The 25,153-nt window shown below is 55.0% G+C and carries 19 protein-coding genes and 1 other annotated feature; of the genes, 3 read left to right on the forward strand and 16 right to left on the reverse strand.

Features of this window, described 5'->3' with window-relative positions; all coding sequences use genetic code 11:
• The 4 genes from EJQ19_RS14305 to EJQ19_RS14320 all read right to left on the reverse strand — a co-directional run bounded on the left by EJQ19_RS14305 (nt 1) and on the right by EJQ19_RS14320 (nt 4,004).
• Complete coding sequence (locus EJQ19_RS14305; RefSeq protein ID WP_241242905.1) at nt 1–1,521, reverse strand: spore germination protein; 1,521 nt, start codon at nt 1,519–1,521, stop codon at nt 1–3.
• Nucleotides 1,522–1,756: 235 nt separating this feature from the next.
• Nucleotides 1,757–2,650, reverse strand: coding sequence for a class I SAM-dependent methyltransferase (locus tag EJQ19_RS14310; RefSeq protein WP_126141914.1), 894 nt, complete (start codon nt 2,648–2,650; stop codon nt 1,757–1,759).
• Complete coding sequence (locus EJQ19_RS14315) at nt 2,631–3,068, reverse strand: RrF2 family transcriptional regulator (RefSeq protein WP_126141915.1); 438 nt, start codon at nt 3,066–3,068, stop codon at nt 2,631–2,633. The genes EJQ19_RS14310 and EJQ19_RS14315 overlap by 20 nt, the downstream gene beginning before the upstream one ends.
• A gap of 30 nt (nt 3,069–3,098) precedes the next feature.
• Nucleotides 3,099–4,004, reverse strand: a complete 906-nt coding sequence (locus EJQ19_RS14320; protein WP_126141916.1) for an NAD(P)/FAD-dependent oxidoreductase — start codon at nt 4,002–4,004, stop codon at nt 3,099–3,101.
• Nucleotides 4,005–4,153: 149 nt separating this feature from the next.
• On the opposite strand from EJQ19_RS14320, the gene EJQ19_RS32850 reads away from it, so the two are divergent.
• Nucleotides 4,154–4,285, forward strand: a complete 132-nt coding sequence (locus EJQ19_RS32850; RefSeq protein WP_277600943.1) for a hypothetical protein — start codon at nt 4,154–4,156, stop codon at nt 4,283–4,285.
• Between the two features lie 57 nt (nt 4,286–4,342).
• Here EJQ19_RS32850 and icmF read toward each other — a convergent pair whose 3' ends face one another.
• Nucleotides 4,343–7,678 carry a fused isobutyryl-CoA mutase/GTPase IcmF gene (gene icmF, locus EJQ19_RS14325; protein ID WP_241242906.1) on the reverse strand — a complete coding sequence of 1,112 codons (3,336 nt, stop codon included), beginning with the start codon at nt 7,676–7,678 and terminating at the stop codon, nt 4,343–4,345.
• Between the two features lie 466 nt (nt 7,679–8,144).
• On the opposite strand from icmF, the gene EJQ19_RS14330 reads away from it, so the two are divergent.
• The gene (locus tag EJQ19_RS14330) at nt 8,145–8,549 is read left to right on the forward strand and encodes a CBS domain-containing protein (RefSeq protein ID WP_126141917.1); all 405 of its coding nucleotides are present in this window, start codon (nt 8,145–8,147) and stop codon (nt 8,547–8,549) included.
• A gap of 65 nt (nt 8,550–8,614) precedes the next feature.
• Here EJQ19_RS14330 and EJQ19_RS14335 read toward each other — a convergent pair whose 3' ends face one another.
• From EJQ19_RS14335 to asd, 9 genes are all read right to left on the reverse strand, one after another.
• Nucleotides 8,615–9,157 carry a GNAT family N-acetyltransferase gene (locus EJQ19_RS14335; protein WP_126141918.1) on the reverse strand — a complete coding sequence of 181 codons (543 nt, stop codon included), beginning with the start codon at nt 9,155–9,157 and terminating at the stop codon, nt 8,615–8,617.
• Nucleotides 9,158–9,190: 33 nt separating this feature from the next.
• Complete coding sequence (locus tag EJQ19_RS14340) at nt 9,191–10,450, reverse strand: FAD-binding protein (protein ID WP_126141919.1); 1,260 nt, start codon at nt 10,448–10,450, stop codon at nt 9,191–9,193.
• A gap of 202 nt (nt 10,451–10,652) precedes the next feature.
• Nucleotides 10,653–12,128: a protein adenylyltransferase SelO gene (locus tag EJQ19_RS14345; RefSeq protein ID WP_126141920.1), complete on the reverse strand. Its 1,476-nt coding sequence runs from the start codon at nt 12,126–12,128 to the stop codon at nt 10,653–10,655.
• 160 nt (nt 12,129–12,288) lie between these two features.
• Nucleotides 12,289–13,056, reverse strand: a complete 768-nt coding sequence (locus tag EJQ19_RS14350; protein ID WP_164716554.1) for a sugar phosphate isomerase/epimerase family protein — start codon at nt 13,054–13,056, stop codon at nt 12,289–12,291.
• A gap of 128 nt (nt 13,057–13,184) precedes the next feature.
• Nucleotides 13,185–13,862: an ABC transporter ATP-binding protein gene (locus tag EJQ19_RS14355; protein WP_126141922.1), complete on the reverse strand. Its 678-nt coding sequence runs from the start codon at nt 13,860–13,862 to the stop codon at nt 13,185–13,187.
• The gene (locus EJQ19_RS14360; RefSeq protein WP_126141923.1) at nt 13,859–14,983 is read right to left on the reverse strand and encodes an ABC transporter permease; all 1,125 of its coding nucleotides are present in this window, start codon (nt 14,981–14,983) and stop codon (nt 13,859–13,861) included. Before EJQ19_RS14360 ends, EJQ19_RS14355 begins: the two co-directional genes overlap by 4 nt.
• A 67-nt stretch (nt 14,984–15,050) precedes the next feature.
• Entirely contained in the window at nt 15,051–16,430 is a 1,380-nt protein-coding gene (locus EJQ19_RS14365) for a sensor histidine kinase (RefSeq protein WP_126141924.1), read from the reverse strand.
• Nucleotides 16,427–17,104, reverse strand: a complete 678-nt coding sequence (locus EJQ19_RS14370; RefSeq protein ID WP_126141925.1) for a response regulator transcription factor — start codon at nt 17,102–17,104, stop codon at nt 16,427–16,429. Before EJQ19_RS14370 ends, EJQ19_RS14365 begins: the two co-directional genes overlap by 4 nt.
• A 116-nt stretch (nt 17,105–17,220) precedes the next feature.
• Nucleotides 17,221–18,306: an aspartate-semialdehyde dehydrogenase gene (asd, locus tag EJQ19_RS14375; protein WP_126141926.1), complete on the reverse strand. Its 1,086-nt coding sequence runs from the start codon at nt 18,304–18,306 to the stop codon at nt 17,221–17,223.
• Nucleotides 18,307–18,436: 130 nt separating this feature from the next.
• Nucleotides 18,437–18,697, reverse strand: a binding site (T-box leader).
• A 224-nt stretch (nt 18,698–18,921) separates the two neighbouring features.
• Here asd and EJQ19_RS14380 point away from each other — a divergent pair.
• On the forward strand, nt 18,922–20,373 hold the full coding sequence (locus tag EJQ19_RS14380) for a stalk domain-containing protein (protein ID WP_126141927.1): 1,452 nt from the start codon (nt 18,922–18,924) through the stop codon (nt 20,371–20,373).
• Between the two features lie 938 nt (nt 20,374–21,311).
• Here EJQ19_RS14380 and EJQ19_RS14385 read toward each other — a convergent pair.
• Nucleotides 21,312–22,625, reverse strand: a complete 1,314-nt coding sequence (locus EJQ19_RS14385; RefSeq protein WP_126141928.1) for an MFS transporter — start codon at nt 22,623–22,625, stop codon at nt 21,312–21,314.
• A 50-nt stretch (nt 22,626–22,675) separates the two neighbouring features.
• A complete protein-coding gene (locus EJQ19_RS14390; RefSeq protein WP_126141929.1) occupies nt 22,676–25,132 on the reverse strand; it encodes a S9 family peptidase in 2,457 nt (818 codons plus the stop codon).
• Nucleotides 25,133–25,153: the final 21 nt, after the last annotated feature.

Consider the following 25,153-nt stretch of genomic DNA (forward strand, 5'->3'; position numbering starts at 1 on the left):
TTAATCACCATTATCCTCTGGAATTTGTGGTCTTGGTTTATAAGCAACACGCTCCCCGCCGCTTGTTCCAAATAAGACTGGCCGCTTTCTCATCAGCCATATTGGAGCACGCATGAAAACATCCTTCCAGTCACCGAACCGGATCGGGGATGTCGGCGTAAGGTAAGGCGTACCGAAAGAGCGAAGCGTCACCAAGTGCAAATAGATGAGAAGAATACCCAGAATGACCCCATATAGCCCCAGCGAAGCCGCCAGAAACATGACAGGGAAACGCAGAAGCCGAAACGTCAAGCCCAGATCGAAATGTGGAATAACGAACGAGGCAATCCCTGTAATCGAGACGACGATAACCATGGGTGCGGAAACGATCCCTGCTTGTACGGCTGCTTGACCGATAACGAGAGCACCGATAATGGATACGGTTTGGCCGATCGGCTTCGGAATTCGCAATCCTGCCTCTCGCAGCGCTTCAAAGGTTAATTCCATGATAAAGGCTTCGACTATGGCGGGAAACGGTACGTTTTCCCTTGCCGCCGCCACAGCGATCAGCAGATTTGGCGGAAGCATCTCGGGGTGAAATGTCGTGACTGCGATATAGACCGACGGAAGCAAAAATGAAATTAACAGAAATAAGTAACGAATCCACCGAATCCACGTCGCCGCAACGAAGCGCTGATAATAATCTTCCGGCGACTGCAGCAGCATATACAGCGTTACCGGTGCGATAATCGGAATTGGCGTCCCGTCTACAATAACTGCGATTCGTCCTTCCAGGAGGGCGGCAGAGACGATATCAGGCCTTTCCGTATACTGCACTTGCGGAAACGGCGAATACGGATTGTCTTCGATAAATTCTTCAATGTACGAACTGCCCAGAATAGCATCGATATCGACACGGCCGAGTCTTTCCTTCATTTCATCGACCAGTTTTTGCTGGCACAATCCTTCGATGTAACAAATCACAACGTTGGTATTCGTATAGCTGCCAAACTTGAATTTTTCGACCTTTAGCAGCGGATTTTTAACAATTTTACGAATCAACGACACATTAATGTCCAAGTCCTCAACGAACGCCTGCTTAGGTCCTCGAATGACATTTTCATTCTCCGATTGTGATATCGCTCTCGTTTCTGTTGCCCGCAGGGGGAATATGACCATTTGCGGCTCATTCTCAATAAGTAGAAGGACGCCTCCTTCAAAAATATCATGCAGCGCAGCACTAACATCCTGGATCCCCTGAACGGAGGATACCGGAAGCAGTTTATGTTGTACAATTTCGGATACCATTTCGCCGGTCGACGAAAACTGCATTTTCAGCAGCAGCGGTTCCAGAATGTGCGATTGCAGCATGTCCTGGTTGACGAGCCCGTCGATAAAAATAAACACGCAAGGGTGCGATCCGATTTCACAGGTATGAAATTGGATGTCCGCGCAGTTCTTGAGCTGCTCCTCAAACCAAGGGAGCCTTGCTGCAACATCGACTTCCACTTTGGAATTCGCCGTCATTTCTGGAGGGGCCAATACTAGCCGCCCTTTTCGCTGTCTTTTGAATAATTGAGGAAAAAACATCATGAGCTCCCATATCTTTTCTTTTTAGCTTGCCAGAAGTCTCATTTTCTATTCATAAAACTGGAAGCTCGGTCGCCGAAAGCACAAAAAGCCAACCTGATCAAATCAGATTGGCCGCATGTATATAAGGCTTTTCCACCTATTTCGCTCGTTCAAATGTCAGCAATCCTGCCCTCTAGTCCTCGGCCTACTCCCGTGAAAACATGCGCTGATCTCCCAGCCGGACCAGCACTTTGCCGAAGCGTCCGCCCTCATGGGCGACGACGCGGTCATCCGGATACCGCCGCGCCAAATGCTCGGCGATGATGTCGCGCTTGCGATCCGCATCCAGCGTGTCTGCCATGCGCAGCCAATTCATCAGCTCCTTCAGCGCTTCTTCGCGCGTCTGGATCGTTGTTTTCAATTCGCGGCTCACCAGCGATTCGTAAGAATATCCTTTCAAATAAAGCAAATGCTGCAAATAGCCGAATTCCAGATGCGTCGACCCATAAGGTCGATCGGACACGAGCGGCCATACCTCGCCCAGCAGGCTGTTCTCCCGACCGCCGGCCATCGTGCTGATGTAGCAAAACCCTTTCGCACAGCTCAGCACCTTCTCCACGCTTGCCCAGTCCGAAACGACCGGACACATGGAGACAAAGACAAGATCGAACGCCTGCTTCCAGCCTCTGGCTTCAATGTCGATGTCCTCAAACGCATCCGTCACAAGCTCGGTGGAACCCGGACCGTTCAGCTTCTTAGCGTTCTCCTTAAACAACTGAGCAAGTGGTTCGTTGGGCTCCACCGACGTGACATGAGCGCCGCGCTCGGCAAACGGGATGGAAAATACGCCAGAAGCTGCGCCTATATCCAGAATCGAGGCCCCCTCAAAATTAACGCCCTGCCCCTCGATCCAATTCATAATGCGCCGGCTTCGCCGCTTGCCTTCTTCATTGAACGACTGCTCGTTGAAGACAGCCGCCTTCTCATCGAACGCGCGCGTCGGGTCGACGCCCGATCGTTTCATTTTCTTCACCGCGGTATTGGGGTCCTCCCGCCATGTCCGCTCCCATAAAGCTTCGTCAAACAGTTCCTTCGTCACTCGACATCTGACCTCCTTTAAAAAGTAAGCTGCTCCGCTTTGCCAATTCCCCCAGCGTCTGGCTGCGCAAATGCGTCTCCATTTTCGCTTCGGCTTCCAGCACGATCTGCTGAACCTGGCACTCCGGCCCATGATCCAGACTGCAGTCGAACAAGGACGCCGTCCCTTCAATCGCATGAATAATATCGAGGAACGACACCGATTCCCAGTTTCGTTTCAATCGGTACCCGCCGTTCGCGCCCGACGCCGATTCGACCATGCCAGCTTTGACAAGCTTGGTTAAAATCTTGGATAAATACGTCGGCGACACCTGAAATTTATCTGCGAGCAGCTGCACACCCAGCGGTTTATCCGGACCGACGACCGATAAAAACAGCATCGTATGCAGCGCATAATCCGTCGCTTTCGAATATTTCATCTCAGCTCTTCTCCTTGCTTATCGTCTTCGTTATTCCTGAAACGCTTCTTCCATCAGCGCCGTGTTGACGCCCATAGCTGCCATGCTGCCGGATGCCGCTGCCGTGATCAGCTGCGCCCCCATGCCTGTCGCGGCTTCTCCTGCGGCGAATAAGCCGGGCACCGAGCTTTCGCCGAGTTCATTTGTCTTGATGCCGCCCCACTCGTTCGTGTCAAATCCTAGCGAAGCGAAGCGCACCGTGTGCGGCGTCCATTGCGGCATGACGAAGCCGCCACTGCGGGCAAGCCTTGTGCCGTCCGTCCACTCCACTTCCGTCAGCTTGCCCTGCTCGCTGTGCAGTGCCGCCACGCGCTGCTCGGTTACGCGGATTCCCTTGGCGCTCAGCTGGCGCTTCTGCTCGTCATCCAAAACCTGGGTCCCGTTCGTACATATGACGACATCGCGGCTCCAACCAAACAGCAGCTTCGCAATATGAAAAATGCGCGGATGATCGCCGATCGCTATGAGCGCTTGATCGCGCAGCTCCCAGCCATCGCAGTATGGGCAGTGGAACACGCTCGTGCCGTATACATCCCCAACGCCCGGCAGATCCGGGAGTGTTTCATCCAAGCCTACAGCCAGCAGCACTTTTCGCGCCCGAATCGGTTCGGACCCTTCCACAACAACTGTAAAGGTGCCTTGTTCTTTTATAATTTCCGTAACAGGCACCGCATAATGCTGGACCGACGGATATTTCAGCACGTCCGCGTACGCCTTACGGCGAAATTCGGACGGCGTCACGCCATCCTGTGTGATAAAGCCATGCGAAGCATGCGTCACCCGGTTTCGCGGCCGGTTATTGTCGCATAGCGCTACCGTTCTCCTTGCTCGTCCTAATACCAATGCGGCATTCAGCCCAGCCGGGCCGCCGCCAATAATGGCGCAATCGTAGATCATGATGGTCTCGCCTCCTTTTACGTATATTATAGACTCTTAATATCTATAATTCAACTAAGTAAAGTGAATATTTTTTTCCAGCGGCAGGGTTTTCCCAGGCAGATAGGGAATACAATACCACTATCCTTACATAGCAAGGGAGGTCAACCATGGAGCCGAACGATCAAGAAACTGTGGCGAACGACACAATTCTCGCCAGCGGGCTGGATATTGACGACGATGAGGACGATGATGAGCATCATGGCGCTTTTCAGCAAGGACCGCGCGTGGTGTATCGCTAATAATCAGTCAGGGACAGAACTCCAGCCTTCCAAGCTGGTTGTTACTGTCCCTTTTCTCTACATGTTGCGCCGATATTTGCCGCCGACCGCATACAGCGCCTGCGTCATCTGTCCTAAGCTTGCAGCTTTGACCGTCTCCATCAACGCTTCGAAAATATTGCCCCCCGTCAGCGCGGTTTCCTGCAGCTTCGCGAGCGCGGCCGGCGCTTCCGCCTGATGTCGTTCGTGAAACGCCCGGAGATGGCGGATCTGCGCATCTTTTTCCGCTGTCGTAGCCCTGGCGACAGGAATCCCCGCATCCCCTTCCGGCGCAGACGGATTGAGATATGTGTTGACACCGACGATCGGCAGCTCGCCGGAATGCTTTTTCATCTCATAGTGCATCGATTCGTCCTGAATCTTCCCCCGCTGATAGTGCGTTTCCATGGCGCCCAATACACCGCCGCGATCACTAATCCGGTCCAGCTCCTGCAGCACCGCCTCCTCTACCAGATCCGTCAGCTGCTCGATGAAAAAAGATCCCTGCAGCATATTTTCATTTTGAATAAGGCCCAGTTCCTTGTTGATGATGAGCTGAATCGCCATGGCGCGCCGGACCGACGCCTCGGTCGGGGTTGTCACCGCCTCGTCATACGAATTCGTATGCAGGGAGTTGCAGTTGTCGAGAACCGCGATCAGTGCCTGCAGCGTCGTGCGAATGTCGTTGAAATCCATCTCTTGGGCATGCAGCGAACGGCCTGACGTTTGGATATGATATTTGAGCTTTTGGCTGCGCTCGTTCGCCTTGTAGCGGTGCTTCATCGCCACAGCCCAGATACGGCGCGCCACCCGTCCGATGACCGTATACTCCGGATCAAGCCCGTTGCTGAAAAAGAACGACAAGTTCGGCGCGAAGTCGTCGATCCGCATGCCGCGCGATAAGTAATATTCCACATACGTAAAGCCGTTGGCCAGCGTAAAAGCCAGCTGCGAAATCGGATTCGCCCCCGCCTCGGCAATATGATAGCCGGAAATCGAGACCGAATAATAGTTCCGCACCTCATGCTCGATAAAATACTGCTGAATATCGCCCATCATCCGCAGCGCGAATTCCACGGAGAAGATGCACGTATTCTGTCCCTGATCCTCCTTCAAAATATCCGCCTGCACCGTACCCCGCACAGACCTAAGCGTCTGGGCGCGAACTTGTTCCACTTCCTGCGGCGTTAACTCCCGGCCCGCCTCGCGTGTCGACCGCGCCAGTTCAAAATCAATCGCTGCATTCAGATACATCGCTAAAATGATTGGCGCCGGACCGTTAATCGTCATTGAAACTGACGTTAGCGGATCACACAGATTGAAGCCGTCGAACAGCTTCTTCATATCGTCCAACGTGCAGATGCTAACGCCGCTTTCGCCGATTTTGCCGTAGATATCCTGCCGCTCATCAGGGTCCTCTCCGTACAAAGTAACGGAATCGAACGCCGTACTGAGGCGCTTGGCCGCGTCGTCCTTCGACAGGAAGTGAAAGCGCAAATTCGTGCGCTCCGGCGTCCCTTCGCCGGCGAACTGCCGTTTTGGGTCTTCCGCCGTGCGTTTAAAAGGAAACACGCCCGCCGTGTATGGGAACGCACCCGGCACGTTCTCCCGCAGCAGCCAGCGGAGCACATCGCCGCTGTCATGAAAACGCGGCAAACACACTTTGGGAATGTCTGTGCCGGCCAGGCTTTGAGAAGTAAGCGCCGTCACCATGTCGCGGCCGCGCACTTGACTCGTCATGGTTGTTGCTGAATATCGCTTCTTCAGATCAGGCCAGCTACGGAGCAGATGCAGCGTTTCGGGCTTCACTTGCTCCTCCAGATTGCGCTGCAGCTCGTGCATCACAGCGGCGGTCTGCGCGTGCGCAGAAGCGTCGGCTGACACCTCCCGCAGCGCCTGAATCACACCGCTTACTTGATAATGTTTGCTGGCAAGCTGCGCTTCTTGTTCAACTTCCGCATGGTAAGCACGGACGGTTTGCGCGATCTCTCCTAGATATCTTATCCGCTCCGGAGGAACGATCATTTGCGGCTTCGGCCGGTTCGCGGTACAATGAGGTATTGACCATTGGTAGCCGAGCTTCGTATGGATGATCCCCATCAGTGCGCTGAACAGCGCGTCGACGCCGGGATCGTTGAACTGATTGGCTCGCGTGCCATATACGGGCATCGTTTCGGGCGGCGTGTGAAAAAGTCCGCGATTGCGCTGCACCTGCTTCTGCACGTCGCGCAGCGCGTCCTCCGAGCCGCGGCGTTCGAATTTGTTGATCGCAATCAAGTCGGCGCAGTCGAGCATGTCGATTTTCTCCAACTGTGACGGAGAGCCGAATTCGCTGGTCATGACATACAGCGACACGTCCGCGAGCTCGGCGATGCGCCCGTCGCCTTGCCCGATGCCGCTCGTCTCGACCAGCACGAGATCGAAGCCTGCCTCCTGCAGCACGGCAATCGCGCCCGGAAGCGCAGCCGACACCTCGCTGCCCGAGCTTCGTGTGGCTAGACTGCGCATGTACACCCGCTCGTCACTCGCGGTATTCATGCGGATCCGGTCACCTAGCAAAGCTCCGCCGCTGCGCTTCCGGGTCGGATCGACCGACAGCACCGCGACACGCTGCGCCGGGTAGTGCCGGAGAAAACGCAGCACGAGCTCGTCGGTGAGCGAGCTTTTGCCGGAGCCGCCGGTGCCCGTGATGCCGACGACGGGGGCGCGTTGTGGGGTGGCCGGCGATGGCATCGTCGGCGTGCCGGCGGCGTTTGCCGCGGCTAGCTGCGCAGGAGCCGGGGCGGCGGCGCTGGGCGCGTCCGCAGCCGCAGGAGGCGCGGGCGGCGTGCCCGCCGCGCAAGCACGCTCGGCGGCGGTGATGCGCCGCGCGATCTTTTGTTGATCCGCCGTCGTGAACGGGGGATCTCCTGCTGCCGGCAGCGGCAGCGCGTAATCGCATGCCTGGAGCATCCAGGCGATCATGCCGTGCAGCCCGAGCTGCCGACCATCGTCCGGCGAGAACAGCCGGGCAACGCCGTAGGCCTGGAGCTTCTGAATTTCCGATGGCAGAATGACACCGCCGCCGCCACCGAACACTTGGATGTGTGAGGCGCCTTTTTCCCTCAGCAGATCGATCATATATGTGAAAAATTCCACATGTCCGCCTTGATACGAGGAGACCGCAATTCCCTGCACATCTTCTTGAATAGCGGCCTGCACGATCTCCTGCACGGAGCGGTTATGCCCCAAGTGGATGACTTCAGCGCCTCCTGCCTGCAAAATTCGTCGCATAATGGTGATTGAAACATCGTGACCGTCAAATAAGGCGGACGCCGTTATAAACCGTACCGGATGCTGAGGTCGGTAGCCTGAATACGTGCCTGCACTAGTCACCGCCGCACCTCCCCTCAACTGTTGTTACGCTATATATACGCGGGGATCAGCCCGTTCATGGCTTAAAGATTGGGAGTGACAAGATCCTTGGGAGGGCATTTAGTGACTTTTGGCTAAAGTCCAGTTGTGAGAAGCTTCATATCCTACATCAAATTCTGAAAAATGGTGCGATTTTCTGAACCATCCTGCATTTCCTACAGTAAATTCCTGCTTGTCCCCTCATTTTCACGAAAAAGAGGCACAAAGCCGAGAAATGACTTGTATGTTTTACATGATTACGATGTATATAGGCCTAATTATGAGAAATTTCCTGCACATTTTACAGGAGACGAGCATACAGGCTTTGCTTTCAGGGACATGATTAGCTACAAATCGACGATTGCCAGGAACTTTCACCCCTTTTTGCTTCAAAATATGGTTTAATAGTAGTAGACGTTTGAAAATTCAGAGAAAGGTAACGACGCTTATGAAAACTGCCTCATTCTTATTTCCAAAAGATAAAGTTGCCTATATTCGCTCCTCCTCTTCGATGAAAGAAGCCATGGAACAACTAGAGAAGCATACCTATACCGCGCTGCCGATCGTAGACGATGAAGGCAAATATGCGGGCACGCTGTCCGAAGGCGATATATTGTGGACCCTGAAAGATACGCCGGGGCTCACCTTTGAGAATATGGATCAATTTCCGGTCGCCGATATTGAGAAGAACATCCATAACGAATCCGTCTCCATCGACGCTTTCATGGAAGATATGCTGGCCAAAGCGGCCGACCAAAACTTCGTGCCCGTTGTCGACGAAAGCGGCATTTTCCTCGGCATCATCCGCCGCAAAGATATTATCGCGTATTACATGAACAATATTACGGATTAATGTCAAGGAGCTGCAGCCTTCATTCATGCGAATGAAAGTTGCAGCTCTTTTGTCTCTGCTTTGAATTAGACGTCACCGGACGGGTTGATGATCGCCAACACCTGATGATCTTCCCAAACCCCGTTGATTTTCACATTGCTTCGGGCAATGCCTTCTTTATGAAAACCAGCTTTCTCAAGCACACGGATCGAGCCTTCATTTCGCGGAGCTGCTTCCCCATAAATCCGGTGAAATTTCAACTCTTCAAACGCATAGCGGACTACCTGCTTTACAGCTGCCGTCGTGTACCCTTTGCCGTTATAGGCTTGATCCAGGCTATATCCGATCATGCAGTTTTGCAGCGATCCTCGGGCCACAAAGGACAGTCCAACGGTGCCAATAATCCGATCATCCTCCTTGAGGCAAATCAAAAACGAATACCGTTGATCAGCCGCCATGTCCCCCTTGCTTTTCACAATGGCTTGACGCTGGAACTCCTCCGTGTAGTAATTGTCCGGAACACTTGGGGAAAACTGTTCAAAAAACGCCCGATTACGCTTGTACAAGTCTGTTAATTCTTCTGCATCCGCCTCTTCAGGAAACCGGATGTAAATGGGCTCCTCTGACATCTGTGCTCACCCCAACAAACGAAACATGATTTCCTACAAATCCAGTATGCTCAAAAAATCGTTCCTGAACTTGCCCTGCGGATCATGACTCAGCACCAGCTCCTTGAACGCCGGGAGCATCACGAACCGCCGCTGCACATCCGCTGGCGCCATCGTAAACAGCTTGCCCCAATGCGGGCGCGCTTCAAACGGGGCCAGCGCTTCTTCGATCAGCGGCAGTACTTCGCGCACTTCCTTCCACATGGGTTTCCATGTGAAGTGAACCGCGACAGAGTCCTGCTTGCGGCAAGGACTTAACCACAGCTCGTCCGCCGCAATCGTGCGGACTTCCGACACAAACAACAGCTCCGCAAAGCGGCTGCTGATCTTCTCCAGCGCGCAAAGCGCTTCATACGCCGCGTGCCGCGGCACGTAGTATTCGCTTTGCAGCTCCTCCCCCGCGCTTGGCGTGAACGCCATGCGGAAATGCGGCATACGCTCGTGCCAAGGACCCGGTGCGCCTAGCTGCTCGCTGCAATTCTCCGTCCCGCAGCCTTCCACTGGATGCCGCGGGCTCGCCGCCAATTGAGCGCCGAAGAACGTTGCGGGCGCAGGCTTTGGTTCAGAGCCTTCTTCGAGACGCTCCTTCACCCATACTTGATTGAACGAGGCGCTCCGCCAATCCGTAAACAAACTGACGCTGTATGCCGCGCCATAAATCGCATCAAAATTGCCCGCCAGTTCAGCAAGCGGCAGTCGGTCGTACACATGCTGTCGCATTTCGAATGCAGGCTCTACGTCGAGGGTCAATTGCGACACCACGCCAAGCGCGCCAATACCGACCACCGCCCCGACAAAATCTGGATGCTCGCGGGTATAAACAACTTTTTGCCCATCTGCTTGCACGATTTCTAACGCGGCCACAGCCGTCGAAAGGTTGCCGTTGCGGTCACCGGAGCCGTGCGTCGCGGTCGCGCAAGCGCCAGCGACCGTGATGTGCGGCAGCGAAGCGAGATTGTGCAGCGCATAGCCCTGCTCGTGCAAATACTGGCACAGCTCGCCATAGCGGATGCCGCCTTCAACCGTCACTTGACGGTTCACCCGATCCAGCGAGAGAACGCGGTTCAATTTTTCCAACGAGATGTGGGTCCCTGTGGTATCTGCAATTCCGTTAAAAGAGTGCCGCGTCCCCACAACTTTCACCGAGGCACTGGCCGCCACGATGGATTGAAGCTGCTCTATCGATTCGGGAACTTCCACTTGCTGTGCGTGATACGTGTAATTGCCTGCCCAATTTCGGCGAATCGTCGTCATGTCGTCACATTCTTTCGGTTGTATTTGGCTTATTCATTCGCCGTCCAGGAAAGCGATTCCTTCCACAAACGAACAAAACCCGAAGGATCGACCGATCCCCCGGGCCTCATCTACAGCATCATGCCGCCTGACGCTTCATCCGCTGCGCATTCACCCTGCGTGATTGCTCAGCACAGCGAAGCGATTAATCCGCCGATGTTGCCTATGTCCCGCAAAACGTCTTGTATCCGCAAGCCGACTTCGGCGGCAGCTCCGCATATTCCGCCTGCTCGGGACGGTGTGCATACGGTTCCTTGAGCGCGGCCACCAGCCGCTCCATGATGGAATAATCGCCGTGCTGTGCAGCCGCATCCAGCGCTTCCTCCACACGGTGATTCCGCGGGATGATCGCCGGATTGCTGCTGCGCATGAGGAGCTGCGACGCTTCCCGTGTCTCCGCTTGGCGGGAACGGCGCTCCTCCCAGCGCTTCAACCAACCGGCAAAATCCTCCGAGCCATGCATCGGCGTATCCTCCGGTCTGTCAAACGTCAACGAGACAAATGTGTTCGTAAAATCCGCCTGATGCCTTTTCATCGCCTCCAGCAAATCATGCACAAGCGCGCTGTCCTCTGACTCCTCGCCAAACAAGCCGAGCTTCGCCCGCATGCCTGACAGCCACGCCTGTTGGTAGTGCGGGGAGTACGTCGCAATCGCGTCCTGCGCGATCTGCACGGCTTGCTCCTCGTCCTCGTGGAGAAGCGGCAGCAGTGCTTCCGCAAAGCGCGCCAGATTCCATCCGCCGATATACGGCTGATTGCCGTAGGCGTAGCGGCCTTGCGTATCGATGGAGCTGAACACGGTCGCCGGATCATAGGCATCCATAAACGCACACGGCCCATAATCGATCGTCTCGCCGCTGAGCGCCACGTTGTCCGTATTCATGACGCCGTGGATAAAGCCGACGAGCATCCAGCGGGCGATCAGCTCGGCTTGTCGCTGGATAACCGCTTCCAGCAGCCTGAGGTATGGCTGCTCGTCTTCGGCCAGCGCCGGGTAATGGCGCTGCAAGGTGTAGTCGGCCAACGCGCGGAGCTCGGCCTCCGTTTTCCAGTGCGCGGCGTACTGGAACGTGCCTACGCGCAGGTGACTCGCCGCGATGCGCGTCAGTACCGCGCCGGGCAGCACCGTCTCGCGGTAGATCGGCTCGCCGGTGGCGGCCACCGCCAGGCTGCGCGTCGTCGGGATGCGCAGGCCGTGCATCGCCTCGCTGATGATGTACTCGCGCAGCATCGGGCCGAGCGCTGCCCGGCCGTCGCCGCGCCGCGAGTACGGCGTCTGCCCGGCGCCTTTGAGCTGGACGTCCACGCGGTCGCCTTGTGGCGTCAGGTGTTCGCCCAGCAGAATCGCGCGGCCATCTCCAAGCAGGTTCAAGTGCCCGAACTGATGGCCAGCGTATGCCTGCGCCAGCGGCTCCGCGCCGTCGGGCAGCCGATTGCCGGCGAAAATCGACGCGCCTTTTTCGCTTTCCAGCGCATCTGCGTCAAGCCCCAATTCCACCGCCAAGGCGCGGTTCAAGACCACAAGCTCCGGGGCTTCCACGCGCGTCGGCTTGCAGGGGGTATACAGCGAAGACGGCAGCTTCGTGTACGTGTTATCGAAGTTCCAGCCCATTTCATGCGATAAGGAGTGATTTGTCATAAGGATTAGTCCTTTTTAGAGGGATAAGTTAAGTTCTGCCAACTATTATACCCTTTTCTACGTGAGATCAACAGGCGCGTGGAGGCCTTATTTCCCCTCCATAGGCGATCGCAACCAACCATACGAGCAGCGCTGCAACCGATCCGGTACGATACTCCCATCAGCGTTCAAACACCCTCCTCATAAAATCCAAGCTCACCGGCAACTCCTGCTCCTTATCTTTTACCGTACATTCAGCCGAAATCGTGCCGGTATACCCCGCCTGGTTGAGTGCCGCCGCAAAATCCGCATACGGATAAGTTCCCGTGCCTGGGCTAAACCTTCCCGTATCCGCCAGATGAACATGCCGCAACCACTTGCTGTGCGCAACCAGCGACGTCAACGGATCTCCTTCTTCCTGCATATGATAAAAGTCCGCCAACACTCGAACCTCCGGCCGATTCACTTGCTCAGCAAACGAGACGGCCTCCGCAATCGTCGTCACCAGATTCGTTTCTTTTCGGTTCAGCGGCTCGATCGCCAGCACTGTGCCTGTTCCCGCGAACGCGTCGGCCATGCGGTTGACCAGCCGGAGGAACTGGTCAGCAGCGCGCAGAGGCTCCCAGCCGTCAGGGCTATGGCGCGCTTTGCCGCTGCCGAGTACAACTGTCTCCACGCCAATCCGGTGCAGAGCCTCCGCTGCTTTGTCCACATAGCGTGCGATCCGCGCATCGTCCACATCCGGCCCCACGACCTTCAAGTCGCCGGGGAAAAAGATGTTCATCGCCCGCACCGGCAGCGGACTCTCAAGGAACAGCGAAAGCCTCTCCTTGTATTCGCTTTCATTTTCCAAGCTCAACGAAACGACCGCACATTCGATGTAATCAAAGCCCAGAGTCCGAAGTTGACCCGCATCCTCAATCCCGCTGCACCATCCCCATGAACGCATGCATCCCATCCCTTTCGCTTATCGAATTTTTCATGTCTGTTTCGATAAGCGTAACATAACGGAAATGGGATGTTGTATGGCAAAACAGTTTAACTTTTTGTCAAAATCGCTTTACAGTAATATCATCCTTAACGCGCTACCAGCCGCCCGTTCTCCAGCCACAACACGCGGTCGCAAGCCGGCAGCACGCGCTCATCGTGCGTTACCATCACCGCGCTTTTCCCCTGTGTCCGCACCTCCCGCGCAATCATCTCGACGACCGCAAGCCCGCGGAGTCCATCGAGACTTGCCGTCGGTTCGTCTGCGAGGATAACGGCCGGATCGTTCATCAACGCCCTTGCGATCGCCACCCGCTGGCGTTCGCCGCCGGACAGCTTCTCCGGGTACGCCTCACGGCGATGCTGCATTCCGAGCCGCCCCAACAAATCTTCGGTGCGCTCATCCGCTTCGCGACCCTTCACACCGGCAAGCTTGGCGACAAGCTCCAATTGCTCAGCAACTTTCAGATATGGAATCAGATTCGAGCCTTGGAAAATAAAGCCCAGCTTGCGCAGCCGCAAATCGGCTAGTCCGGTCTGATCCAGGCCGACAATCGGCTTCCCGTCGACTGCAATCGATCCTCCGGTCGGAGCCAGCAAGGCGCCTGCGATCGATAGGAACGTGCTTTTTCCCGATCCCGAAGGCCCCATGACCGCCACAAACTCTCCGGCTCTCACCTGCAATTCAAGGTCGCACAAAATCATGCGCTGCACGCCGCCATCTTCAAAGCTCCGGGAAATCCCTTTCATCTCCAGTCGATTAATCATGCTGCAGCCCTCCCAATCGCATCAAGCGCATCAATGCGGACGACTTGCCACACAGAGAGCAGCGAGCCCAGCACAGACATCAGGATAAAAGCCAAGCAAGTAAACGTCAGCGTTGCCCCTGTCAGTTGAAACGGCATACCGCTAGGCAAAATCGTCGCCAGCGCCAGCACCGCGGCACAACTGATCGCCAGGCTGCCAATCGCCAGCACAAGCACTTGCAGCGTTACGCTTTGGATCAAATAGCGTGTCCTTGTGCCAATCGCTTTCAGGATGCCGAATTGGCCCGTTTTTTGGATCGTAATGACGTAGAAGAAAACAGCCAGCACAAACGCAGAAATTACGAACAAAAACACGATCATCATCAGCAGCGATCCCTGCTCCTCTTTGTATCCAGAAATAGCGGACACCGCATCCGACTTGGATATAAATTCAGCTTTGCCGCCCAGTGCGGCTGCCAGCTGATCGCTTTGCGCATGCGTCGCTTGCAGCGCGATAGAAGAATAACGAACGCCTTCACCGCCAGCTCCGCTAACCGCAGGCTTCGCAGCCTGAAGCTTCGCCCAATCCTGCAAATTCATCGCAACGACAGCCGAGTGGCTGAATGATTCATCCTTTACAAACCCGCTCACCGTCCAGCTGAGGCCCGACGCCTGATCCACCAACACAGTGCCAAGCTTCACCCCGGCATCCGCCAGCTTCCGATCGACGAGCACAGCGCCGGACGACTCCGCCGTAATCCCCGAGCCCGACACCACCTGCGGCGTCAGCCACCCCGCCGGGTTCACGCCCATCAGCGTGACATCCAGTTTTTGCGCCCCCCCTTTGGGAACAACGGTCGTCATCGCAAGTCCAAACGGCTCCGCATGTTCTTCCCCGACAATGGCAGCAGCCTGATCAAGCAAGCTTGCATTCACCTGAGAGCGAGTAAAGCGGTGCTCCGCCCCCTGTTCCAGTACATAATGCGTGGCGGCTTGATTTTGAATCGAAGCTGCGTTATCGTAAGCGAGCCCTTTGGCGAGACCTGTTACAAACAATACCAGAAACGCCACAAGCAGCATAATGACGGCAATCAGCGAATATCTGGCTTTGGCAAATCTCATTTCACGAAGTGCGAGATACATCTTGCTTCCCTCCTTTGACTATATCTCCAGTTTAGGAAGCGAAAATGAACGGCGCATGAACGGCCGATTACAATTGCGGAAGCTCGATCCTAAACGTCGTTCCCTCGCCAAGGATGGAATGAACCGTAATATCGCCGCCGTGAAGCCCTACGATTTTTTTGACGATCGCCAGTCCAAGTCCCGTGCGGCCGGAGGCGCGCTCTCTGGCGCGGTCGACCCGATAGAACCGGTCAAAAAGAAACGGCACATGCTCAGGGGCAATCCCCTCCCCGGTATCGCGAATCTCAACCACGATCTCGGCTTTGCCGCTCTCCGCGCTGATTTCGATCGAACTCCCTGCCGGAATATGCTGAATGGCATTACCGATGACATTCATCCATACTTGCATGAGCAGCACTTCGTCCCCGTAAACCGTGACCGTCTCCGGCACCGCCAGCTTGAGAAACAGCTCCTTCTCGTCGAGCTGCCACTGCATGACTTGCACGGCTTGCCGAAGCTGAGCACGCAGCGGATAAACGGCCTTGTTCATCGCCTCTATTCCCTGCTCCAGCGACGACAGTGTGAGCAGCTGCTTGCCGAGCATGGACAGATGCTTCGTCTCCGTCTCAATGATTTTCGCATAGTGCTCACGCTCTTCGCTCGGCAGCTCACGCTCCGCCAAAATATGCGCAAACCCCTGCATCGACGTGAGCGGCGACTGAATTTCGTGCGAAACGTTGGCGACAAACTGCTGCCGCGCTTCTTCAATCCGCTCCAGCTCCCGGCTCATCGTCATGAAATGCCCCGCTAATTGGCCGATTTCATCCTTGCGCTTGTCGGGCAGTTTCAGGTTGTAGTTCCCCTGTGCTATTCGTTTTGTAGCCTCCGACAGCCGCGTGATCGGCTTGACCAAATACCTCGTGCTGAGCAGGAAGCAAAGCACGCTGATCGCGATCGTCAAAGCAAAAATCAACGCAAAAAATGTCCGCAATTCCCCGAATTGCAGCAAAACGTCCGGCCGTACGAACAAGGCATAGGTGTGACCACCCCGTACGACAGGTACACCGACCGTATTGCTCAGCGTATTTTCAAAAAATCCTGAAATATAAAGCTTGTTCGGAAACTGTGAAACGCCATGATACGCGCCGCCTTGCAGCACCTCAGCCACAGCCGTCGCCGCCAAATCGTGCTCCCGGAAAGTGCGCCCGTAGAACCGCTGATCTCCCTGGCCGTCAGTGACATAAATTTCATAGCCAAGCGCAGCTGCGTTGTCCAAATAACGGTCCATCTCCGCCGGATTTTGTTCGAGAAACTGCGACATTTGCGTCGCAATGCCAATCAACTTGGTGTCATTGAACGGTTTGAGCTTTACGTGATAATAAATGTTAGACAACAGAAAGCCCAGCATGCTGCTGAGCAAAATGACGGCGAGCGTCATAAACAGCACACGAACATACAAGGATTTCAACGGTCCTTCACCTCGAGTTTATAGCCGATGCCGCGCACGGTTTGTATGGCGAAATCGTCGTTATAATCGGCGAAGCGCTGCCGCAGCCTTTTGATATGCACATCGACCGTGCGGTCGTCTCCTTCGTAATCCGCGCCCCAAACGAGGCGAATCAGCTCCTCGCGCGCGAACAACCGCCCTGGAAACTGGGCGAGCTGGGAGAGCAGCTCAAACTCCTTCATCGGCAAAAGCAGTACGTTCTCGCCGTCTGTCACCTCCACATTGCTCCGATCGATCACGATCCGGTTCAAGACCAGCTTGTCGCTGGCCGTCCGCTGATAGCGGCGAAACAGCGCTTTTACCCGAAACAGCAGCTCCTCCGGCTCAAACGGCTTTGTCACGTAATCGTCCGTGCCTTTGAGATAGCCCTGCTCTTTATCTGTCAGTTGCGACCTGGCCGTCAGCAAAATAATCGGAATATCGTACTCGCTCCGAATCGTTTCGCACACCGCCAGCCCGTCCATACGCGGCATCATAATGTCCAGAATCGCCAGATCGATCGCTGTTTCCCCCATCAGCTCAAGCGCCTGCTCCCCGTCCTGCGCCTCCTGCACGCCGTAGCCTTCGCGGCTCAGCACATAACGCACCAACGAACGGATATGCGCGTCGTCGTCCGCAACCAATACCTGCTTCATCCTCACGTCTCCTCCCATCCTTGCGTTGCTGCTAGCATAGCATATTTCCTCCCCCTGCGAAAAAAAAAGACCGCTCGCGTCCCTGTAACAGAACGGAGCAGTCTTACGTTAAAGCATTATTTGGCTTGAATGTAACCTTCGGCTTTCAGCAATTCCGCGATCAGCACCGCACCGCCTGCTGCGCCGCGCAGCGTGTTGTGGGAAAGCCCGACGAATTTGAAGTCGTACAGGGAATCTTCACGCAGACGACCTACAGAGACGCCCATGCCGCCCTCGATGTCGCGATCCAGCTTCGTTTGCGGTCTGTTTTCTTCTTCAAAATACGTGATGAACTGTTTCGGAGCGCTCGGCAATTCCAACTCTTGCGGGCGCCCTTTGAAGTTCAGCCAACGCGCCAAAATTTCTTCTTTAGACGGCTTTTTCTCAAAGGAAGCGAACACCGTCGCCAAGTGACCGTCCGTAACCGGAACTCGGATACATTGTGTGGTGATGAGCGGGGAGCTCGCTTTCACGATTGCACCGTCTTGCACGCTGCCCCAGATGCGGAGCGGCTCCTGCTCGCTTTTCTCTTCTTCCCCGCCGATGTATGGGATCACGTTGTCCAGCATTTCCGGCCAGTCGGTAAAGTTTTTGCCCGCACCGGAAATCGCTTGGTACGTCGATGCGACAACCGTCGTCGGGTTAAACTCTTTCAGCGCGTTCAGCGCCGGCACGTAGCTTTGGATCGAGCAGTTCGGTTTCACCGCGATAAAACCTGTCGTTGTATTCAGACGCTTTCTTTGCGCCGCGATGACGTCCATGTGGCCGGGATTGATTTCCGGAACGATCATCGGAACGTCCGGCGTCCAGCGATGCGCGGAGTTATTGGAAATGACCGGCGTGCCGGTTTTGGCATAAGCTTCTTCGAGCGCTTTGATTTGATCTTTTTGCATATCGACCGCGCAGAAAATAAAATCAACCTCGGAGGCAAACACCTCAACTTTGGATGCGTCCTGCACGACGATCTTTTTCACCGCTTCCGGGATCGGAGTCGCGAGTTTCCATCTGTTTTGCACGGATTCTTCATATGTTTTGCCGGCCGATCCAGCGCTTGCTGCAATCGCCGTTACCTCAAACCAAGGGTGTCCATCCAGCAGCTGCACAAAACGCTGCCCAACCATGCCTGTGCCGCCAACGATACCTGCTTTTAGTTTCTGTGTCATGTGAACTTCATTTCCTTTCATGTAAGGTCTTTATGTTAAAAACGTATTCAGCTCTTCTGCAATTGGTGTACCCCGCCGCCAGCTGCGACATCCGCTAACAAAAAAATCCCACCCCCAAGACTGATTAAGTCTCAGGGACGAGATTGATCGACTCGTGGTACCACCCTAGATTCGCCAACATGTCGCCATGCCAGCCTCTTCAAGTACGGCATTGCATGCAATGCTTATACTTTAGCTCTGTAACAGGAGCTCCTGGCACACCATCCCCGACCCGCGGTTCCGATGAGCTGCTCTGAGTCTTTTTTCAATAAACAACGCTTTACTCCTTTTCAGCTGCCGGAGCTCTCTGTGAAAGAATGTATTTATCTACTCGTCTCTTCATCGCATTTTCAAATTCAATGTTGGGATTATATTATCAGATAACGGGGGCCAGGTAAACTATAATTTTAAAAAAATCTAAAAAATAAGCCCTGCCAATTCCTCCTGCCCGTCATAAAGCGACACAAAAAGCACCCCAATCTTCGAATGATATGAGAAACAGGTCCGAAGTCCTAATTCAACCCAGATACCCCTTTCGCTGGCCGAATCGACCCGATACAAAAGGAGATACGATCCATGTTCATTCGCTCATCATTCAAGCTTGGTGCCGCTTTGCTTTTGTCTACAGCTTTATGGACCGGCGGGACATCCGCTTTTGCAGCTTACTCTCCGTCTGTTACCGCCAGTACGAAGCTCGTTTATGCCGCAGGCAAAAACTTTACCGTTAATGTTGTCACCGTCGATCTGACGGATCCTACGCTTGAACTCGCCCCTGCGCTCGCAGACGGCGGTATCGGCCACGACGCCTCGTTCTCGTCCATTGTCGAGCGTGAGAACGCTGTAGCGGCGATTAATGGTACGTTTTTTAACGCTTATGAATCCAACCCATACATTCGCTTTCCCAACGGTTCCTTGGTGAAGTCAGGCGAAGCGATCCATTCCGGCGAGAACCAAACGCTGATTTTGGATAAAAATAAAGTGCCGGATATTCAATTTGTGGATCTCGATATTTCTGTCAAGGTAAGCGAGGGCGGCGGTACGTATACGATCTCCCCTTGGGGGATTAACAAATATTACGGCGACGCCAGCACCGACCAGATTGTATGGTACACGCCGCAGTTTGGCAGTTGGATCGGATATCCCGGCGGAACGAAAGTCGTCATTCAGGATGGTCTCGTGACCAAAATTACGCAGGATTCCGTCCCTGTACCGGACGATGGCTACGTGTTGTTTGTCGGCAACAGCGCCAACAATAAGTCCAACGTGTTGACGAAAGTCGACCTCGGAGATCGGGTTACGACCTCGCTGCTCGCCAAAGGCGAAAACGGGAGCATGGACGCCAAGTCGTGGCTTGCTGCGATCGGCGTTGGCCCGAAGCTGGTTAGCGGCGGCGCCGTGGACATCAATTACAGCCGCGACGGCTTCAGCGACCCGAAGGTAACTTCAAGCTCTGCTGCGCGCAGTTTCGTAGGTATTGACGCTTCCGATCGCCTTGTGATGGGAACCGTCCCCAGTGCAACCTTGCCCCAGCTTGCCGCCATTGCGGTCGCGCTTGGCCTGAAGGAAGCGATGAACATGGACGGCGGGTCCAGCTCAGCGCTGTATGCAAACGGCACCACGATGACCTACGCGGGGCGCGAGCTCAGCAATGCCTTGGTTGTCCGCAAGCTGGACAAGCCCCTCGTGCAAATCGAAATCAACGGCAGCTACATGACCGACTACAAAGGTTATATTGTCGGAGAGACGACCGTTGTGCCGATTCGTCCGTTCATCGATGCGATGAACGCGGGCTTTGCGTGGAATGCGGCGACGCGCACCGCGACCATCACCAGCGGCGGCGTCACGCTGCAGCTGCAGGACGGCAAGTCGACCGCCACCGTGAACGGCAAAACCGTGGCGGTTCCTGTGCCGCTGCAGATCATGAGCGACAGCCGCATGTACGTCCCGCTTCGCCTCGTCGCGGAGTCGCTCAAGAGCAAAGTCACGTGGGACAGCAAGCTGTACCGCGCCTCAATCCAGCTGCCTTAGGGCTGGGCGGATGCTTTAAATTGAGAACAAGCCAGTGCTGTGCTGGCTTGTTCTGCATTCTAAGGGCGAGACTAGCTGCGAGAACGCAGCCAGTTCAGCAATAGTAGCTACTTTAAACTGCTCCTCTCTCCCGCGACATTTTCATCTGCTGCACCCACAATTGTGCGACCGCCCACCTATTCTCTTCCAGACACCTTGACCTCTTCCTTACGTCTCAAATCTCCTTCCCCCACTTCTGCTATGTAACCGTTTGCAAACCATCTTATTTTCCATAATACCCGCAAAAAGGCCTCTTTAGCCAGGGCCAGGGCCAGGCCCTCTTAGCACTGCTACATTTCCTCAAACTAGCCCATTTCCGTGTACGTAACCGCTTGCAAACCCTCTTATTTTCCATAATCCCCGCAAAAAGGCCTCCTTAGCCAGGGCTAGGCCCTCTTAACACCGCTACATTTCCTCCTACTAGCCCATTTCCGTGTACGTAACCGCTTGCAAACCCTCTTATTTTCCATAATACCCGTAAAACGGTCTCTTTAGCTAGGGCCAGGCCCTCTTAGCCCTCCCCCATTCGCTCCTACTACCAGTCTCACTTCAAATAAGAGCGGGTAACCACTTCTATTCTCCGCGAGTCGCTCCTTTGTCTGAAAATAAGCGTGGTAAACCACGCTTATCGCATGGAAAAAGCCCGATTTCGGCGAACTTTGCTCCAAATAAAAGTGGTTTACTACTTCTATTTCGCTGAAGTCGTCCTCTCCCGCCCAAATAGGAGTGGTTCACCACCGTTATCGGATCTGGGGCGGGGGCTGAGTCAGGTCTGGAACTGGCTAGATCGGGTTTGGATGTGGTTTGAATGGGTCTTGGGCTGAGAATGCTTGTGCATGGGTTAAGTCTAGATTGGATCTGGATTGGATCTGGATTGGGTCTTGATTAGGCCCCCACGACTACCTCGACTCCGCGCTCCCAGCTTCCCCCTGCCGCTCAAACATCTCAGTGCTCTTCCCCGAGAACACGGGTACAATGAAAGCGCACACCAACGCGAGCGCGATCAAGAGGTAGAACGTGCCGCCGTGCAGGTCTTGCACGGACAGCGCCACGACGAGCAGCGCGATCCGGGAGACGTTCAGGAACCCTTCCCGCCACAGAAAAATGCGCGCCTGCTGCATCGCAGGCTGCTTCGAAATAATCCGGAACTGTCGCGTGTTCCACACCGTTCCGAAATAGAACATGCCGATCGTCGTGAACAGATTCGACAAGATCAGGATCGGCGCTTTCGGCAGCAGCGGCAGTAGAATGCCGACTGCTAAGAACGTCATGCCGATTTTGAGCCAGAGGCCCTCCTTCACGTGCAACCGCCGATACAGCATCATCGCGCCAATTGCCGACGAAGCGTACAGCACATTGAACAGCGCGATAATCAGCTTATCCTCCGACACCGAAAACGTGAACACCAGCGCGAACAGCATCTGAAATTGCAAGAACACGCCCGCAGCCAGCAAAGACGGCACCATCCAGCGCAATGCGGAAGTCGAGAATACGAGCCGAAACCGAACGCCTTGAAACAGCTTCTCCGTGCTGCCGGCCAAGGTAATCGTCGGAATGAAGAACGAAACGGCCATAAGCAGCGCCACAAACAAAAACATCAGCAAGAAAGAACCCGAATAGCCGATCCACTTGATAATCAAGGCGAATGCAATCGGATTCACAATTGAAATAACCTGGTTAATGATATTCGACATCGAGAAGTATTGCTCAAAGTCGCGCCCTTTGCCGAAGACGCTGAGCGTAATGTTTTGCGCGGAGGCGTAGAAGCCCCACATAATGCCGATCGGCATGGCGATAATGGCGATCCACAGCAGCCGATTGTCCAGCTCCAGCGTGGAGAGCAGCAAGAATACGAGTCCGCCGCAAATCGCGTTCGAGCGAATCAGGGCGCGCGTCGTAAAGCTGGTCAACAGGCGTGACCCTACTCCGAATGCCAGCGTCCACATCACGAACAGCACGAGATTGAACCAGACGACCTCGGAGATTTTGTTGTTTTTTTCCCAAATAAACAGATTGACGAAGATGCCGATGTAGTTAAAAATAATGGTCGACGCCGCGTTCATCAGCAGCAATCTTTTCATCGCACCGCTTAATTGCATGGTTTCAGCCGCCTTCTTGGAAGTATACTCAATCAGTTGAAGCAACCTGCTTGGCTGACTTACACAATTCGCCTCCCGCTTCGCGATTCCTGCGCCCAACGCGACACACAGCAAAAAAGAGCCGATCCTCCCCGCAAACCTGCGGAGATATCGGCTCTTTCTTCTCATTCCGTTTTGTTTTTCACATGTTGATTAAGAAAATGAATAAGGGCTTCATAGAAATCTCGTTCGTTCTCCAGCTTCTGGTAGCCGTGTCCTTCATCGGCTTTCAGCATGTAAGGCACATCCACATCCAGCTTGCGCAGCGCAGCAACCATCTGCTCCGACTCCGCCTTGTTCACACGCGGATCGTTCGCGCCCTGCACGATCATCAGCGGCGCTTTGATCTGATCCGCATGCAGCAGCGGCGAAGCCGCCTCCAGCAGCTTGCGATCCTTCACCGGATCGCCGACCTGCGCATACATTTGCTGCCGCCCGTTCTCCCAATACGGAGGCACGGTGTGCAGGAACGTCAGCAGGCTCGACGGTCCCACGACATCAACACCCGCCGCGTACACATCCGGCGTGAAGGCCATGCCTGCCAGCGTCGCATACCCGCCGTAGGAGGCGCCATAGATGCCGACCCGCTTAGGATCGGCGATCCCACGCTGTACGAGCCAGTTCACGCCGTCGGTGATGTCATTCTGCATCGCGGCGCCCCACTGCTTATCTCCGGCGTGCAGGAACGCCTTGCCGTACCCATCAGAGCCGCGGTAGTTCAGCTGCAGAACTGCGTAACCTTGGCTGGCGAGCAGCTGCACCTCCATGTTAAAGCCCCAGGAATCGCGCGCCCACGGTCCGCCGTGCGGATTCACAATGACCGGCAGTTTATTTGCGACGACGCCCTTCGGCAGGGTGAGGTAGCCGTGAATCGTCAGGCCGTCCCGGCTCTGGAATGAAATCGGCTTCATGTCGGCCATTCGGTCTTCTTTTATATGGGGGGCAATATCCGCGATTTTATCGATCTTGTCTGAGCGTTGATCCCAGAGATAGTAGCTGCCGTACGATTTATCGCTGTCCGTGTACAAGAGGACGAGATCTTTGTCCAAGGAACCGACAAAGCCCCAGTGCGTGGTGTGGAGCTGCTCATCGATTTTTTGGGCTTTCACCTTGAGTTCCGGGTCCAGAAAGGCCGTCTGCTTCGCTTCCGTTTCGTAACTGACCGCGAGGACCGCTTTCTTTTTATAAGAGTAGATCAAATCGTTCACATCGGCGTCTTCGTTGGCATAGATCACTTCCGCTTCCTTCTTGGCCACCGGATCGTAGCGAACCAACGCTTGCTTGTCTCGGCCAACCGACGATGCCGCATACAATTGCTTGTTATCAGCAGTGAACATGATCGGGATAAACGTATCGTCCTTCGCAAACGTCGCGATCTTCTCAAATTCCTTGCCGTCATCCTCCCGATACAAGAGGCTTGTCGTCTCTCCGTCCTGCGCCAGCGCCGCGCGCACTTCGCCCCAATTATCGATGGTCCAAAGCTCGACATTGCCCGGATTCTGCACATACATCGTTGGCTCGCCCGTCATCAGATTGACCCGCACGACATCCATCGCTTTCGGATCCCGGCGATTCATCGTCAGAAGCAGCTCATACTTGCTTTCATCTTTTGCAGGCCATACGTCCAGCAAGTTGGACTTGACATTTTTGAATGGCGTCAAATCACGATCATTCGTGCCGTCGACCTGGATTGCGTGGATGTGAGTATTCTCCGACCCGCCGCTGTCGATTCCGTACACCAACACATGATCGGTCACCCAGTAGATGCTCTGGATATTATCCACCTTCGCGCTTGTCAAACGAATGCCTTCGTTTTCCCCAACTTTCTGTATGTACAGATTCATTCGATTCTCCCACGGGTGCAAATACGCCAGCATCGTGCCGTCCGGCGAGAGTCGCAGCTGGATTTTATCCGGCAGCTGCAGAAGCTCCTCCAGCGAAACGCCGCCTTGCGATAATTCTTCTTTTTGCGTGAGGGTGCGGTATAAAAAGAGCACGAGCTGCGCCCGAGTCACCTTCTCCTTTGGCATAAACGTCAGCTGCTCCGTAACCGCGTGCTGCTTCAATTTGACAACATCGGCATGATGCGCCGGACCGATCTCGGCTTCATCCTTGAGCCACATCTGGATGCCGTTATCGTTCAGCTTAAAAGCGCGCACAAGCAAGCTCGCCATCTGCTCGCGCGTCAGCGGCGCGTCCGGCTCGTAGTTGCCGCCGTCCCCCTGCACGATGTTCAGCTCTTTCAGGGCGTTCACGGCCTCCGCATATGGGCTTGCAGCCGGCACATCTGCAAAGCCATTCAAAGCTTTGGGCTTCGCAGCATGCAGCGCACTGGCAAGCCACACGGCAGCATCGCCGCGTGTAACGGCTTCATCAGGATGAAAGCCGCCGTCCGCTTCGGCATCGTCCACGATGCCCTGCTGCTTCAAGCTGCCGATGGCTTGCGCGGCGTAATGGTCCGGCGGAACGTCCGGATATGCGCTCGGGAGGCTGCCGGCCTGCGCATACGCAGGCAATGCGGCGCAGGCGATCAAGACTGCCGCAAGGATAGAAGCAGCTTTGGTAGGTAAACCTATTTTCATAAAAAGCCTCCTGTAATGTTA

Source organism: Paenibacillus whitsoniae (genome assembly GCF_003955665.1).
Taxonomy (GTDB): domain Bacteria; phylum Bacillota; class Bacilli; order Paenibacillales; family NBRC-103111; genus Paenibacillus_E; species Paenibacillus_E whitsoniae.